This window comes from Microbacterium sp. AG1240 (assembly GCF_003635115.1).
Taxonomy (GTDB): domain Bacteria; phylum Actinomycetota; class Actinomycetes; order Actinomycetales; family Microbacteriaceae; genus Microbacterium.
On sequence record NZ_RBXJ01000003.1, the window covers coordinates 115,363 to 129,998 of the forward strand.

Here is a 14,636-nt window from a genome sequence, read left to right on the forward strand (position 1 = left end):
GGGGTCAGCGGTCCAGGTCGGCGCCGGGGATCGCGGCGAGGAGTTCGCGCGTGTACGCCTGCTGGGGGTCGCCGAAGATCTGGTCGGGGCTGCCGCTCTCGACGATGCGCCCCCGCTGCATGACGTGCACGTGATCGGAGATCATGCGCACGACGGCGAGATCGTGGCTGATGAAGAGGTAGCTGAGACCCAGCTCCGACTGCAGACCCGCCAGCAGGTCGAGGATCTGCGCCTGCACCAGCACGTCCAGCGCCGAGACCGCCTCGTCGAGCACGACGAGATCGGGCTTCAGAGCGAGCGCGCGGGCGATGGCGACGCGCTGACGCTGGCCGCCGGACAGCTCGTGCGGGAGACGCTCGGCCATGGCGCGGGGAAGCGCGACCTGGTCGAGGAGGGCGTCGACGCGGGCGCGCCTGCTCGAGGCGTCACCGAGGCGGTGCACCTTCATCGGCTCGGCGATGGATTCGCCGACGGTGTATCTCGGATCCAGCGAGGCGAAGGGGTTCTGGAAGACCGGCTGTACGCGCCGACGGAAGGCGAACATCTGCGAGCGGCCGAGCGACGCGAGATCGACGCCGTCGAACGAGATGCTCCCCGAGGTGGCGTCTTCGAGCCCCAGGATGAGGTTCGCGGTGGTGGACTTCCCGGAGCCCGACTCCCCCACGATCGACACCGTCGAGCCCCGGGGGATGCTGAAGCTGACGCCGTCCACGGCGGTGAAGGTGTCGGGTTCGCCGCGCTTGACCGAGCGGAGGGGGAAGACCTTCCTCAGATCGGTGACCTCCACCAGGGGTGCCGCAGCGGCGCCCTCCGGGGTGGGTCGCTGCGGCCGCTCGGTGCGGACGGCGAGGCTCGGGGCCGCGTCGATGAGCCGACGCGTGTACTCGTGCTGCGGATTCCTCAGGACCTCGGCGGCGGGCCCCTCCTCGACGACGTCGCCCTTGAGCATGACGACGATACGGTCGGCGCGTTCAGCGGCCAGTCCGAGGTCGTGGGTGATGAGGAAGACGGCCGCACCCATCTCCTCGGTGAGCTGGTCGAGCTGGTCGAGCACCCGCCGCTGCACCGTCACGTCCAATGCCGACGTGGGTTCGTCGGCGATGAGGAGGCGGGGCTTGCAGGCCAACCCCATCGCGATCAGGACGCGCTGTCGCATGCCACCGGAGAATTCATGCGGGTACTGCCGGGCGCGCTGGCCGGCGTCGGAGATCCCCACGGCCTCCAGGAGCGCGATCACGCGCTCGCCGGTGCCGCTCCCGCTCGTGTAGCCGTGCACCTCGAGAGCCTCGGCGATCTGATCCCCCACGCGCATCAGCGGGTCGAGGTTCGACATGGGGTCCTGCGGAACCAACCCGATTCCCGCCCCGCGCAGCCGCACCATCTCGCTCTCGGGAAGGCTCGTGAGGTCGCGACCGTCGAACTGCACGGACCCCTGCACGATGACGGCGTTCTCGGGCAGCAGCCTGTTGACCGCGGCGGCGGTGGTGGACTTCCCCGACCCGGACTCGCCGACGACGGCCACCGTCTCGCCCGGATCGACACGGATGGTGACGTCGCGCACGGCGGTCACCAGCTCGCGACCGCTGCGGAACGCCACGGTGAGGTTCTCGATGCGCAGCACCGGTTCGGTGACGGTGGTTCGGGTCATGGCAGGTGCTCCCGTTCGGGTAGGTCAAGGTCGGGGACCGCGGTGAGTGCCGAGGCCCAGAGATGGGCGACGGGGCGCGGCGTTGCGGCGAACAGCCGGTTGGTGAGGAGGACGACGGCGAGGTCTTCGCCGGGGACGAAGCCGAGGGCGCATCCCGTGAAACCCGGGTGCCACAGCATCCGCGTGCGCCGGCCCTCGAGCGCGACGGGCATGCTCCTCCACCCGAGCGCCTGACCGGCGTCGGGCCCGTCGCGGAAGACCTCGGCCGAGACGGTCTCGCCCCAGAGGTCGTGGAGGTCGGCGGAGGCGAGCGACGATCCGAGGGAGAGCAGGTCGGCGGCATCGGAGAAGAGGCCCGCGTGACCCGACACCCCCGCGAAGGCGTGGAAGCAATTTCCGTCGTTCGCCTCGCCGACGATCTCCTCGTCCCGCCAGCGGTGGGTCGAGGAGGGTTCCAGCACGATCGGGTAGGGCTCGCCCGTCGCCACCATCCTCTTCTCGGCGCGGTCGCCGAACGAGGATGCGGCGACCACTCCGGTCACCGGTCCGAAGCCGGTGTGGTGCATGCCGAGCGGCCGATGCACGAGGTGACGGACCGCGACGTCGAGGCCGCTGCCGGCGACGACCTCGACGACGCGACCGAGCAGCATGAATCCCACGTCGGAGTAGTGCCGCCCCGACCCCAGGGCGTACCGCGGGGGGAGGGCGTCCACGGCGCGGCACGGGTCGTCGGAGAGGTAGAAGGGCTGCCACTCCCAGAGGCCCGCTCGGTGCGTGAGGAGGTCTCGTATCGTCGTGCGCTGATCGCACGGGGAGCTCGGAAGGAAGCGGCCGACCGCGCTGTCGAGATCCAGCTCTCCCATGCGTGCGAGCCGGTGGATGGCGCTGGTGGTTCCGGCGACCTTGCTGACCGAGGCGAGGTCGAAGACCGTCTCGGCGGTCATCGGCTCGCCGGTCATCGGCTCGCCGCCCGCCGTGCGGATGCCATCGGCGGCGATCTCCCGCTCACCATGACGGGCGTATCCGACGACCGCTCCGAGAGGGGCGTCGGTCTGATCGAGGAGGGCCCGGGCCACCGCTGCGACAGTCATCGGTCCCCCGGGGCGGACGGGAGCAGGATCGTGTCGGCGCTGAAGGCGGCGGTGCGATCGGTGAGGAGCGGATCGACCAGCCAGTGCGCCCCGTCGAGATCGTGGACCACCTCCGGCGCGACGGCGGCCGCGAGCCCGGCAGCAGCCGTGATGCCGACCGGTCCCTCGAGCATGCATCCGACGATCACGCCGATCCCGTGATCGCGTGCCACCTCCGCGGCCCGCTCTGCCGCGGTCAACCCGCCCGCCTTGGCGAGTTTGAGGTTCACCAGGGAAACGGAGGTTCGCTCCGCGATCGCGCGGACGTCGGCCGCGGTGCGCACCGACTCGTCCGCCATCACGGGCGTCTCGACGGCGGCGGCCACCGCGGCCAGGCCGGGAAGGTCGTCGGCGGCGACCGGTTGCTCGACGAATTCGAGGTCGACGCCCGCCCGCTCCATCTCGCGGATGATGCGCACGGCCTCGTCCGGCCGCCAGGCCTGGTTGGCGTCGATGCGCAACCGCACACCGTCACCGACGGCCGCGCGCACCTCCCGCACGCCCGCGACGGCGTCATCGGATGCCCTCACCTTGATCTTGAGCACCCCGAAGCCTTCCTCGCAGTGCCCCACCGCCGCCTCCGCGAGCTCGCGGGGCGATGCAGCGGAGAGGGTCCGATCGGTGCGGAGGGAAGGAGATCGAGCGCCCAGCAACTGCCACACGGCGCTGCCGGTCTGCGCTGCCCGGAGGTCGGCGACGGCGCACTCCACCGCGCTGCGCGCCGAAGCGTTGCCCCAGAGAGCCACCGCGATGTCCTCCGGCAGGGCACGATCGTCCGGCGCGCGGCCGACGACGACGTCGGAGAGCGGACCGGCGACGGCGGCGGTGACGCTCTCGGCGCTCTCGCCGGTGACCCGCCAGCTGACGGCGGCCTCGCCCATTCCCACGCGCCCCGCGGCGTCACGAGCCTCGACGACGACGATCTGCGCAGCATCCGCGCGCCGGACCGACGTGACGAACGGCGCCTTGAGCGCAACGCTCGTGACCTCCACGCGGAGGCCGGTGATCGTCCGGTCGGCGCCGGCGGGGTGGGACACAGCCATCGTCATCCCCGCGCGGTCGACTCGAGCCGGAGCGAGGTGACACCCTCCGCTGGAGCGGGCAGCACGAGGGGCCCTGCCCCCGGGGTGATGGAGCCGAGGATGCGCGGCGCGGACGCCCCGGTGCCCCCCGGCACGACGCTCGCCACCCCGTGGAGGGTGCACCAGCCGATGAGCGCGAAGAGGATCGCCTCCTTGCTGTCCGCCGGCGCGCCCAGTTCGTCGGTGAGGAGCACCTCGACCTCCGGCAGGCCGGCCGTGATCCCGTCGAGGATGAGGGGGTTGCGGCATCCGCCTCCCGAGACCACCAGCGTGCGCAATCCGGTGCGCCGGATCGCATCGGCGACCGTCCGCACCGTGAGCTCGGTCAGGGTCGCGATCACGTCCTCCGCGGGGATCGTCCCGGGCTGCTGCGCGAGATGGGCGTCGATGTAGTCGAGGTGGAAGTGCTCCTTGCCCGTGCTCTTCGGGGCCGGCAGGAGGTAGTAGGGGTCTGCGAGCAGCGAGTCAAGGAGAGCCTCGTGCACCCGGCCCGATCGGGCGATACGGGCGTCGTCGTCGTAGCCGAGCGGGTTGAGCCCGCGCGCGACGATGACCGCGTCGATGAGCGCATTCGCCGGTCCGATGTCGTAGGCGAAGACATCGGCTCCGTCGACGACGGTGATGTTCGAGATGCCGCCCAGGTTGAGCGCACCCGCTCGTCCGCGGTCGCGAAGCAGGAGCTCGTCGAGGAACGACACCAGCGGCGCGCCCTGACCGCCCGCGGTGATGTCGCGGATCCGGACGTCGGCGACCGTGGGGACGCCGAGGCGCTCGGCGATCCATGCGGGCTGTCCGATCTGGAGCGTGCCGAGGGCGTGAGGCCCGTCCACCCAGTGGAAGACGGTCTGCCCGTGACTGCACACCGCGTCGACACCGCCGACCTCATCGGCGGCCATCTGCGCCACGTCGGCGAAGGCCTGTCCGATCAGCGTGTCGAGCTGGGTGATCTCATCGAGCGTCGTCGGAGCGGGCGGGAGCGCCGCGATGAGGCGCGCCCGCAGCTGGGGGTCGTAGGGAACGCTGCCGTCGTAGAGCACCCGCCCGGCGAGACTCGTGCCCTCCACCGCGAATTCGACCACCGCGACGTCGATGCCGTCGTGCGACGTGCCGGAGATGAGTCCTGCCACGCGCATCAGGAGGCCTCCAGGGCGACGCGGAGCCGACGGCCCGCCTCGTCCAGAGCATCGCCGGCCTCCGCGCGACCTACTCCCTTGACGAGCATCACCGAAGCGGTCTTCACATCGAAGTCGACGTCGACGAGGGCCCGCTCGGCGACATCGCGCCCCACCTGCGCGATCTGGGCGACCATGCGGATGGCGCGTTCACGCAGCTTGTGGTTGGTCGCCCGCACGTCGACCATCAGGTTGCCGTAGGTCTTCCCCAGGCGCACCATCGCGATGGTCGAGAACATGTTGAGCACCAGCTTCTGGGCGGTACCGGCCTTCAACCGGGTCGAACCACTGACGAACTCCGGCCCGACGTTGACCTCGATGCCGTGTTCTGCCGCGGCGCTGAGCTCGGTGTCGGGGTTGCACGAGAGCCCGACGGTGAGCGCACCGCGTTGCCGAGCCCGCTCGACCGCGGCCACCACGTAGGGGGTCCGTCCGCTCGAGGCGATTCCGATGACGGTGTCGAGCGGCCCGATGCCCGCCTCGTCGATGGCCGCGGCACCCGCCCCGCTGTCGTCTTCGGCACCCTCCACGGGGTTGCTGACCGCGATCGGGCCGCCGGCGATGATCCCGAACACGAGCTCGGGCGGGGTGTTGAACGTGGGCGGGCACTCGGATGCATCGAGGACCCCGATGCGACCGGGGGTTCCCGCCCCCACGTAGACCAGTCGTCCTCCCTCGGACATCCTGGCGACGAGGGCTTCGATGGCCGGGACGATCTGGGGGAGGGCCGCGTTCACGGCGGCGGGCACCGTAGCATCCGCCTCATTCATGAGCCGGGCGAGCTCGTCGACCGACTGCGTGTCGATCGCGGCGTATCGGGGGTCGCTGTCCTCGGTGGTGAGGGCGGCGAGGACGTCGTGGGAGGTCATCTACTTCTTGCCTCTGTTTCTGGGGTCGAGAGCGTCGCGCAGACCGTCGCCGAGCAGATTCAGCCCGACGACGAGCAGAACCATCACGAGCCCGGGCGCGATCATGTTCCACGGGGCGAGTGTCACGAGCGTGCGCGCGTCGAAGATCATCGATCCGAGCGACGCGGCCGGCGGTGGCGTTCCGAGACCGAGGAAGCTGAGGGATGCTTCGGTCAGCACCGCCCACGACAGCGACAACGTGATCTGCACGATGACGATCGAGGTGATGTTGGGCAGCACGTGACGGAACATGATGGCCGACCGCCGCTGCCCCGTGCTGGTGGCCGCCTTGATGTAGTCGACCTCCCGCAGGGAGAGGACAGGCGCACGGGTGACCCTGATGAAGATGGGTACGTACACGATGGCGATCGCCACGGCGACGGTGAACCAGTTGCGCGTGAAGACGGACGCGAGAGCGAGGGCGAGCAGCAGAGGCGGGAAGGCGAACAGCACGTTCGTCACACCGCTGATGCCGGCGTCGGCGGGTCCTCGGTAGAAACCCGCGACGAGACCGCCCAGAGTGCCGACGACGGTGGCGAAGGCCACGGCGACCAGCGCGACGACCGCGGAGTTGGCGACGCCCGACGCGACGCGTGAGAACACGTCGCGTCCGAACTGATCGGTTCCGAACCAGTGCGCCGCGGACGGCGGTTGCAGACGTGCCGGCGGGTCTTGGGCGATGGGGTCGTAGGGCAGCAGGTTGAATGCTGCCGCCAGGCTCACCAGCGCGAGCAGCGTCACGATGATGAGGCCCGCGAGGCCCGTCTTGCTCCTGAGGAGCAGGCGGATGCGCTCCGTGGCCCGCCCGCCGCCGGGGGCGATGGCGGCGGACTGCGCGATATCGGTCATGCGGCACGCACCCTCGGGTCGATGATTCGGTACATGAGGTCGGTCAGCAGGTTGACGATGACGAAGGCCAACGCGATGAACAGGACGGTGCTCTGCACGAGGGCGTACTCCTTCTGCTGGATGCCGAGCAGCACCTGACGCCCGACGCCCGGCAGGGAGAAGATCTGTTCCACGACGACGGCTCCGCCGAGCAGGTAGCCGAACTGCAGGCCCGTCATGGTGACGATCGGTACCAGCGCGTTGCGCAGCACGTGACGGAACTGGAGTCGCCGCGGCGGCACACCCTTGGCCCGCGTGGTGCGGATGAAGTCGTTCGAGCGGATCTCGAGCACGGCGGCGCGAGTGGTGCGGATGATGGGCGCCGCGATCCCAAATCCGAGCACGAGGCCCGGCAGCAGCATCTGCTGCAGGTTCAGGATCGGGTTCTGGAAGAAGTACGCGAAGGCCTGCCCGTTCGGGTTGAATCCGAGGTTGGCCGACAGCACCGACAGGAGTGTCGTGCCGAGGAGGAAGGCGGGGACCGACAGACCCGCCAGGGCCACCGTCTGTCCGACGGCGTCGCGGGCCGAGTCGGGCTTGGAGGCCGAGAGCATGCCGAGGGGGACGCCGATGACGAGAGCGAGGACGATCGCGATCACCGCCAACTCGAGGGTGACGGGAAGCGACATCGCCGTGAGAGCGAGCACGCTCTCCTGCGCTCGCGACGAGAACCCGAAGTTGCCGGTGAACATGTTGCCGAGCCACGAGAAGAACTGCACGACGAGGGGCTGGTCGAGCCCGTAGTAGGCCTCGAGCTGGGTGCGCTGCTCGGGGGTGAGGGCGGCGGCCTCGGTGCCGAGACCGGCGGTGATCTGATCGCCGGGGATGGCGCGGAGCATCACGAAGACGACGACGGCTACCCCGAAGAGCGTCCCCACGATCGTGAGGATGCGTCGCAGAACGGGGCTTCGAGAGATTGTGCGGAGCATGAGTCTCGTTCGGTTGGAGGGCAGCGGCGCGGGAAGGTGCTCCCGCGCCGCTGCCGGACGTGTCACGCGGTCAGGGACGCGGTGCGCAGGTACTGCAGCGAACCGTTGGCCAGGGGGACGAACCCGGTGACGCCGTTCATGGCGGTGTAGTTGAAGCCGGTGAACAGCCAGATCCAGGGGGCGTTGTTCTCGAGGTCTTCCGAGATCTGGCCGTAGATGTCCTCGCGCTCACCCTGGTCGCTGGCGGCGCGCCCTTCGGCGAACAGCGCATCCAGTTCGGGCGAGCTGTAGGCGGCGACCTTGTTGAGGTTGCCCGTGCTGGTGAAGTACCGCGAGTAGGCGCCGTCCGGGTCGGGCCGGCCGCCGTTCAACGCGACGGCTGCGTCGAAGTCGCCCGCCACCCAGCGGTCGACGTACGCGCCCGACTCGAGCACCTCGAGGTTGAGCGTGATGTTGGCTTCGGCGAGCTGCGCCGCCAGGTTCTGAGCCTCGGCGACCGACGTCGCGTATCCGCTCTGGTTCACGATCGCGTCGATGGTCACACCACCGGACTTGCCCGCGTCATCGAGGTACTGCGCGGCCTTGTCGAGGTCTCGCTCGGGGCAGGGGCGCGCGGCGGGATCGGAGCGGAAGGCCGGCGAGGTGATGGGGCCGGTCACCTCCCCCTCGCCGAGGGCGGCCGTGTCGAGCACCTGCTGGCGGTCGATGGCGCACTGCACCGCGAGACGGACGTTGACATCGGCGAGGTCGCCCCTGCTCGCGTTGAGCTGGAGGGCGTGGTAGCTGAGCTGCGGGGTGCGCTCCACCGTCGTCGTGCCGGTCTCGGCCGTCTGCGCGACGAGCGGGTCGCTGAGGACGGCGAGCTGCACGTTGCCCGACTGCATGGCCGAGACGATGGACGTCTCGTCGGGGATGATGCGGAATTCGACCGAATCGAGCGACGCGGCCTCACCCCAGTACGCGTCGTTGCGGGTGAGTGTCAGGGACTGGTTCGGGATCCGCGAGTCGAACGAGAACGGCCCGGTACCGTTCGGCGCGGAGGCGAGCGCTTCGGCGGTGTCATCCGACGACAGGATCGCCATGTTGATGGTGGCCAGGTTCGACGGCAGAGCCGCGTCAGGTGCCGTGAGGGTGAGCACGACCGTGTCGGCGTCGGGAGCCTCGATGTTCGCGACGCTGGTGAGGGTCGCGCGCGAGACGGCCGCGGTCGCTTCATCCTTGATCGCGTTCAGCGAGTAGACGACGTCGGCGGAGTCGAAGGCGCTGCCGTCTTCGAAGGTCACGCCGTCGCGCAGGTCGAAGGTGAGCGTCAGGCCGTCCTCCGACACTTCCCACGACTCGGCGAGACCGGGGACGACGTTGAGGTCCTGGTCGTACTCCGTCAGCGTGCCGTAGACGTTCTGCAGCACGTTCACGGCCTGGAACTGGGTGGCCGTCCACGGGTAGAGGTTGTCGGGCTCCGCGGTCACCCCGACGACGAGGTTGCCGCCCGCGACGGCGGCGGCGTCGCCGGACGGCGCGGTGCTCGACGGCGCAGAACAGCCCGCGAGCGTCAGAGCCGCGCCGGCGGCGAGGGCGATGGTGGCGATGGTGGCCCGCTGTGCGCGAGTTCCTGCCTTCATGGATACTCCCTGGTGGGTGAGGGAGGCGACGATGGTGGATCGAACGCCTCGCTGAGCTCGATAAGCATTGGGGTGGGTGGTACTAAAAGTACCTGGGCAAGCTAGCACATGTACTTATTGACCCTCAACCGTTACATTTGTCTCACATCGCCGAAATATGAGGAGCCAGGGTGACGGACCGCAACAGTGTGGCTGACGTGAATCCCCCCGTCCTGATCCGCATCCGATCCCTCCTCCCGGATCTCAGGCCGAGCGAGCGCCGCATCGCGGAGTTGTTCCTCACCGATCCGACGGAGACCTCTGCGCTGTCGGTCGCCGCGTTGGCCGCGAAGGGGAGCACCTCCACGACGACGGTGATCAGGCTCTGCAAGCGACTGGGATACCCGCGACTGCAGGACCTGCGCATCGACGTTCTGAATGCCGTCGCCCGCGAGAACTTCGAGACCGCTGCCCTGTCGGACGTCTCCGGCGACATCGACCAGGACGACTCCCTCGAGAACGTCGTGGCGAAGGTCTCCATGGCCGAGACGCTGTCCCTCGCCGACACCGCCAAGGCGCTCCGCATCGACGAGCTCGCCCGAGCAGCGGAACTCGTCGGCCAGGCCTCGAGGGTCGACATCTTCGGAGTGGGGGCCAGCGCCTTCGTCGGCCTCGACCTGCAGCAGAAGCTCACCCGGATCGGGCGGGTGGCGCTGAGCTGGTCGGACTCCCACAGTGCCTGGACGTCGGCGGCCACCTTGCGGAACGGGTCCGTCGCCGTCGCGATCTCCCACTCGGGCAACACGGCGGACACCATCGACTTCCTCGCCATCGCGCGGGGCGCAGGCGCGGCGACCATCGCCATCACCAATCACGATGCATCCGAGCTCGCCGAGCACGCCGACGTGGTGCTGACCACCGCGGCGCGCGAGACCGTCTTCCGATCCGGCGCCCTGGGAAGCCGCATCGCGCAGCTGATGGTCGTGGACTGCTTGTTCATCGCCGTGGCGAAAGAGAACTACGACGAGTCGATCGCCGATCTACGGCGCACCTACGCCGCCGTGCAGTCCCGTCGCGTCCGAGGGTCGTGACGAGCGGTTCGCGTCGCCTCCATCTCGCTTACGCCGGAATGGGGGCGACCGCCTCATCCGTGCCGGCGGTGCTGCCCACGGCTCAGTCGCAGCTCGGCGAAGGGGTGCTGGCCGCTGCACCCCTGCTGTTCCTCGGCCTGCTGGCCGGCGTCTGCGTGTCGGCGCTCCTGCCCCCGTCGGTCGATGTCACGCGCGTCGTCCTCACGGGAACGATGCTGCAGACCGCGGGGCTGGCCCTCGGGGCGTTCTCGTGGTCGCCCGCCGTCTTCATCGCCGCCGCGGGGCTCGCCGGCGTGGGGTTCGGTCTCACGGAGAGCGCGATCGGCGTCGTCGCCAAGATGACGGCCGAGCAGTCGGCCGCCCGCACACTGACCGGCTTGACCACGACCGTCGCACTGGCGGCGTGCCTGTGCCCGCTGGCGCTGGGGGCGGCGACGCTCGCCGCGCCCGGCTCGATCGTCGCGCTCCTGCTTCCGGCCGCCGTCAATGCGCTGGCCGTGCCGGCGCTCCTGCGTCTGCGCGCGCGGGTGCGCGCGGGCGCACCCGCACCGCGGGCACGACTGTCGGTGACCGCTCCGCTCGTCGCCCTGGCCGCCGCCATCGCCGTCTACGTCGGCATCGAGTCGGTCATCTCGGGCTGGTCGTCGGCGATTCCGTTCGAGCTCCTCGACATCGATCCCTCCTCCGCTGTGCTGGGCACCAGCATCTTCTGGGCGCTCATGGCCATCGGCAGGGCTTGCGCCGCCGGGATGCTGCGCGCCGGTTCGACCCCGCGGCTCACCCTCACCTCCGGTTCGACGCTCGCCGCCGCCGCATTGGTGATGGCCGCCGTCACCGTCGACCGCGCCCCCGCCGTCGCCCTGGTCTGCCTCGCCATCGCCGTCGTGGCCCTGGCGCCGACCTACGGCATCGTTCTCGGAACCGCCCTGGATCGCACCGACGACCGTGGCGCGCCGCGCGTGTCCGCCGCGATCATCGCGTGCGGGGCGGGTGGTGGAGCGCTGCTGCCGCTCGGCGTGCTCGCCGTCGGCCAAGAGCCCGGCAGCGCTCTCACCTTCGTGACGCTCGCCGGTGCGTGCGTCGTGGTCCTCACCCTCGTGCTCGTCGGATCGGCGACCAGCATCCCTCGATCAAGGAGACAGCGTCATGGCTGAAGTCATCATCGTTCCCGACCAGCAGGCCGCCGGCGAGCTGGCTGCCCGCACCCTCTTCGAACTGCTGGGGCGCAAGAGCGACGCGGTGCTGGGCCTGGCGACGGGATCCACGCCGTTGACGACCTACACCGCACTCGCTTCGCTGGTGCGTTTCGCCGGGACGGATCTGAGCCGGGTGCGGGGGTTCGCCCTCGACGAGTACGTCGGGCTGCCGGTGACGCACCCGCAGAGCTACCGCGCGGTCATCACGCGGGAGGTCGTGGAGCCGCTCGGGCTCGACCCCGCGCGGGTGCAGGTTCCCGACGGCGATCCCTCCCGCATCCCGCATGCGGGCGACGCCTACGAGGCCGCTATTCGAGAAGCCGGCGGCATCGATCTGCAGATCCTCGGGATCGGTCGCACCGGACACATCGGATTCAACGAACCGGGATCGTCGCTCGCGGGACTCACCCGGGTGAAGACGTTGACGCAACAGACGCGTGCCGACAACGCCCGCTTCTTCACCAGCCCCGACGACGTTCCGGTGCACTGCATCACCCAGGGGATCGGCACCATCCTCCGGGCCGACCACCTCCTGCTGCTGGCTTTCGGTGATGAGAAGGCGGCCGCCGTCGCCGCGGCGGTGGAAGGGCCGGTCTCGGCCAGCAGCCCGGGATCCGCGATCCAGCTGCACCCGCACGCCACCGTCATCGTGGACGAGGCCGCCGCAGCGCAACTCGCCTTCGCTGACTACTACCGCTACACCTTCGCCAACAAGCCGGCCTGGCAGTCAACCTCAGCGGAGCAGATCGCAGACGCCTCCACTTCGACGAGAACATCCGGCTCGAAGAGGTAGTCGACGCCGATGAGGGATGCCGGAGGCAGCGGCATGGGCAGACCGATCTCCCCCGCGACCCGCGTCACGCCGGCCATGAAGTTCTCGATCTTGGACGGCTCCCACCCGGTGACATAGAAGGTCAGGCGCACGACGTCATCGAACCCGGCCCCAGCGCTGACGAGACCGGCATGGACGTTGCGGAGCGCTTGCGCGACCTGGCCGGCCAGATCGCCGGGGGCGACCGGCGTGCCGTCAGCGGTGCGCGAGATCTGGCCCGCCACGTGCACGTGGCGGGTACCCGTACCGACGGCGACGTGGTGGTAGGGAACGGGCTGCATCAGGGCAGAGGGAGAGGTGAGTTTCACGGCCATGGTGGCTCCTTCCGAGCTTCTCCACCATGAATACCTGGTATCCACTGGAAACTTCAACGAGACTTGGTTTCATGACCGATACCACCGTCCATCGCTCAGCACGGTTCGTGATCGACGCCCCCCAGCGCGAGCTCCTCGACCAGGTGCTCGACAAATGGTCCCTGTCCATCCTCAACGAACTGTGCGAACAGCCTCGTCGCTTCAGCGAGCTCCGCCAGCTCATCCCGGTCGTCACACAGAAATCACTGACCGCGACGCTTCGCCGCCTCGAACGCAACGGCGTTGTCGATCGGGTCGTCCTCAGCACGCGTCCTGTCGCGATCGAGTATCGGATCACCCCGCTGGGCAAGACCCTGCGGAGCCCCGTCGAGGCCATCCTGGCCTGGGCTCACGACAACATCGACGCCATCGAACGTGCACGAGAGAGTTTCGACGAGTCCTGACGCGACGCGAACCGACGGCGCGCGGGACCCGCTGGGCCGCCCCCGAACGTGCGGACATCGCGCGCGCTCGGCTCTCCGACGGAGCACCGCTCGTCGGAGCCGCCCCGGCCTCGAGAAGGGGGCGCGTTACGGAACGTGATCACCGCCGGCGAGTGACGGGCTACTTCCGCTGACCCGTCCGGTACTCCCTCGTACGACGAACTCCACGGCCGGCAACTGCACAGGGTCGGGTTCGCGCCCCTCCACGAGAGCGATCAACGTCCGCGCGCATGCGCGGCCCCATTCGATCACGTCCTGACGGACTGTCGTCAACGGCGGCACGACGTACGGAGCCAAGGGAATGTCGTCGAACCCGACGATCGACAGATCCTCGGGCACCCGGAGCCCGCGATCCATTGCCGCCGACATACCCGCGATCGCCATGAGGTCGTTCGCGTAGACGATGGCGGTCGGCGGGATGGCTCGATCCAGCAGCTCGTGGGTCGCACGAGCACCCGCCGCTCCGGTGAAATCGGCCATGACGACCGGCCCCTGCTCCAGCCCAAGATCGGCCAGCTCTTCAGCCCACGCCTGCCGACGTACCTGCGAGTGCACGTAGCGCTCGGGCCCGCCGACGTGCGCGATACGGCTATGTCCGAGGGCCCTCAGGTGTCGAACCGCACGACGGACGCCCGCGGCATCGTCCAGACCGATGGGCGAATAGCCCCCCTCCGCGGCCGCCTCCGGGCCGACGAGCACGAAAGGAAGGCCGAGGCGCTCGAGCTCAGCCGGTCGCCCATCGGGGAGCTGAAGGTCCGTGAGGAACACCCCGTCGACTCGAGACTCGTTCGCGAAGTTGCCGTACGCCTTATGTTCGGCTCGTTCACCGTCCACGACATGCAGCACGAGCGCGTACCCCACCCCGGACAACGCGCTCTCGACACCGGCGATGAACTGGGGAAAGAAGGGGTCGGTGCTGAAGAGCTCCGGTTCTCGTCGGACGACGAACCCCAGCGCTTGAGCACGCCGGCTGGACAACGCGCGAGCCCGTGCATCCGGTCGCCAATCGAGGTCGGCCGCCGCTCGGAGAATCCGGGCTTTCGCCAGTTCGCCTACCCCGCCGCGGTTGTTGAACACGAAGGACACCGCACTCTTCGAGACCTGGGCGCGCGCGGCGACATCGCCGATGGTGACTTTGCGTTCACGAGCGTTCGCCCTCGCCCGTGACGAAGTCGTCGGGGGCGCGTCCTCGGGACGGGGCCTATCGGGCGAATCGCTTTCCACTCCGTCAGTGTAACGCCGATTTAGCCAGGTTTAGTTGCAGTTTGCGCGGGCCCATCTGTGCTCAGCGCGGCGCTAGGACCCCGTCCATGCAGAGTTGACGTGGCTTACACAAACCGGTTTACTCAAGAAGTCGCGTCGC

The 14,636-nt window shown here is 69.4% G+C and carries 14 protein-coding genes; 4 read left to right on the top strand and 10 right to left on the bottom strand.

What is annotated here, in order from left to right; translation table 11 throughout:
* Positions 1-4 precede the first annotated feature (4 nt).
* The 8 genes from DEU34_RS12675 to DEU34_RS12710 form a co-directional block, all read right to left on the bottom strand.
* Positions 5-1,648, bottom strand: a complete 1,644-nt coding sequence (locus DEU34_RS12675; protein ID WP_121150823.1) for an ABC transporter ATP-binding protein — start codon at positions 1,646-1,648, stop codon at positions 5-7.
* Positions 1,645-2,739: a serine hydrolase domain-containing protein gene (locus DEU34_RS12680; RefSeq protein ID WP_121150825.1), complete on the bottom strand. Its 1,095-nt coding sequence runs from the start codon at positions 2,737-2,739 to the stop codon at positions 1,645-1,647. Before DEU34_RS12680 ends, DEU34_RS12675 begins: the two co-directional genes overlap by 4 nt.
* A complete protein-coding gene (locus DEU34_RS12685; RefSeq protein ID WP_183042478.1) occupies positions 2,736-3,821 on the bottom strand; it encodes a dipeptide epimerase in 1,086 nt (361 codons plus the stop codon). Before DEU34_RS12685 ends, DEU34_RS12680 begins: the two co-directional genes overlap by 4 nt.
* 2 nt (positions 3,822-3,823) lie before the next feature.
* A complete protein-coding gene (locus tag DEU34_RS12690) occupies positions 3,824-4,993 on the bottom strand; it encodes an anhydro-N-acetylmuramic acid kinase (RefSeq protein ID WP_121150829.1) in 1,170 nt (389 codons plus the stop codon).
* The gene (gene murQ / locus DEU34_RS12695) at positions 4,993-5,901 is read right to left on the bottom strand and encodes an N-acetylmuramic acid 6-phosphate etherase (protein ID WP_121150831.1); all 909 of its coding nucleotides are present in this window, start codon (positions 5,899-5,901) and stop codon (positions 4,993-4,995) included. Before murQ ends, DEU34_RS12690 begins: the two co-directional genes overlap by 1 nt.
* Positions 5,902-6,789, bottom strand: coding sequence for an ABC transporter permease (locus DEU34_RS12700; protein ID WP_121150833.1), 888 nt, complete (start codon positions 6,787-6,789; stop codon positions 5,902-5,904).
* Positions 6,786-7,757: an ABC transporter permease gene (locus DEU34_RS12705; protein ID WP_121150835.1), complete on the bottom strand. Its 972-nt coding sequence runs from the start codon at positions 7,755-7,757 to the stop codon at positions 6,786-6,788. Before DEU34_RS12705 ends, DEU34_RS12700 begins: the two co-directional genes overlap by 4 nt.
* Positions 7,758-7,819: 62 nt before the next feature.
* Positions 7,820-9,379: an ABC transporter substrate-binding protein gene (locus DEU34_RS12710; RefSeq protein ID WP_121150837.1), complete on the bottom strand. Its 1,560-nt coding sequence runs from the start codon at positions 9,377-9,379 to the stop codon at positions 7,820-7,822.
* 197 nt (positions 9,380-9,576) lie between these two features.
* Between DEU34_RS12710 and DEU34_RS12715 the strand changes: the two genes are divergently transcribed.
* Genes DEU34_RS12715 through DEU34_RS12725 form a run of 3 tightly spaced genes read left to right on the top strand, consistent with a single transcriptional unit; the run spans position 9,577 to position 12,438 of the window.
* Complete coding sequence (locus DEU34_RS12715; protein ID WP_259460156.1) at positions 9,577-10,449, top strand: MurR/RpiR family transcriptional regulator; 873 nt, start codon at positions 9,577-9,579, stop codon at positions 10,447-10,449.
* Positions 10,446-11,603: a sugar MFS transporter gene (locus tag DEU34_RS12720; RefSeq protein ID WP_147424073.1), complete on the top strand. Its 1,158-nt coding sequence runs from the start codon at positions 10,446-10,448 to the stop codon at positions 11,601-11,603. Before DEU34_RS12715 ends, DEU34_RS12720 begins: the two co-directional genes overlap by 4 nt.
* On the top strand, positions 11,596-12,438 hold the full coding sequence (locus DEU34_RS12725; protein WP_121150841.1) for a glucosamine-6-phosphate deaminase: 843 nt from the start codon (positions 11,596-11,598) through the stop codon (positions 12,436-12,438). Before DEU34_RS12720 ends, DEU34_RS12725 begins: the two co-directional genes overlap by 8 nt.
* Here the strand turns inward: DEU34_RS12725 and DEU34_RS12730 are convergent.
* Positions 12,342-12,791: a RidA family protein gene (locus DEU34_RS12730; RefSeq protein ID WP_121150843.1), complete on the bottom strand. Its 450-nt coding sequence runs from the start codon at positions 12,789-12,791 to the stop codon at positions 12,342-12,344. The two genes, DEU34_RS12725 and DEU34_RS12730, sit on opposite strands and share 97 nt — an antisense overlap.
* 71 nt (positions 12,792-12,862) lie before the next feature.
* Between DEU34_RS12730 and DEU34_RS12735 the strand changes: the two genes are divergently transcribed.
* Positions 12,863-13,234: a helix-turn-helix domain-containing protein gene (locus DEU34_RS12735; protein ID WP_121150845.1), complete on the top strand. Its 372-nt coding sequence runs from the start codon at positions 12,863-12,865 to the stop codon at positions 13,232-13,234.
* Positions 13,235-13,360: 126 nt separating this feature from the next.
* Here DEU34_RS12735 and DEU34_RS12740 read toward each other — a convergent pair whose 3' ends face one another.
* Positions 13,361-14,497, bottom strand: a complete 1,137-nt coding sequence (locus DEU34_RS12740; protein WP_121150847.1) for a LacI family DNA-binding transcriptional regulator — start codon at positions 14,495-14,497, stop codon at positions 13,361-13,363.
* Positions 14,498-14,636: the final 139 nt, after the last annotated feature.

Excerpts from the sequence above, each read along its gene's own strand:
- DEU34_RS12675 (WP_121150823.1), bottom strand. The coding sequence starts at position 1,648 with ATGACCCGAACCACCGTCACCGAACCGGTGCTGCGCATCGAGAACCTC.
- DEU34_RS12680 (WP_121150825.1), bottom strand. The coding sequence starts at position 2,739 with ATGACTGTCGCAGCGGTGGCCCGGGCCCTCCTCGATCAGACCGACGCC.
- DEU34_RS12685 (WP_183042478.1), bottom strand. The coding sequence starts at position 3,821 with ATGGCTGTGTCCCACCCCGCCGGCGCCGACCGGACGATCACCGGCCTC.
- DEU34_RS12690 (WP_121150829.1), bottom strand. The coding sequence starts at position 4,993 with ATGCGCGTGGCAGGACTCATCTCCGGCACGTCGCACGACGGCATCGAC.
- murQ (WP_121150831.1), bottom strand. The coding sequence starts at position 5,901 with ATGACCTCCCACGACGTCCTCGCCGCCCTCACCACCGAGGACAGCGAC.
- DEU34_RS12700 (WP_121150833.1), bottom strand. The coding sequence starts at position 6,789 with ATGACCGATATCGCGCAGTCCGCCGCCATCGCCCCCGGCGGCGGGCGG.
- DEU34_RS12705 (WP_121150835.1), bottom strand. The coding sequence starts at position 7,757 with ATGCTCCGCACAATCTCTCGAAGCCCCGTTCTGCGACGCATCCTCACG.
- DEU34_RS12710 (WP_121150837.1), bottom strand. The coding sequence starts at position 9,379 with ATGAAGGCAGGAACTCGCGCACAGCGGGCCACCATCGCCACCATCGCC.
- DEU34_RS12725 (WP_121150841.1), top strand. The coding sequence starts at position 11,596 with ATGGCTGAAGTCATCATCGTTCCCGACCAGCAGGCCGCCGGCGAGCTG.
- DEU34_RS12730 (WP_121150843.1), bottom strand. The coding sequence starts at position 12,791 with ATGGCCGTGAAACTCACCTCTCCCTCTGCCCTGATGCAGCCCGTTCCC.
- DEU34_RS12735 (WP_121150845.1), top strand. The coding sequence starts at position 12,863 with ATGACCGATACCACCGTCCATCGCTCAGCACGGTTCGTGATCGACGCC.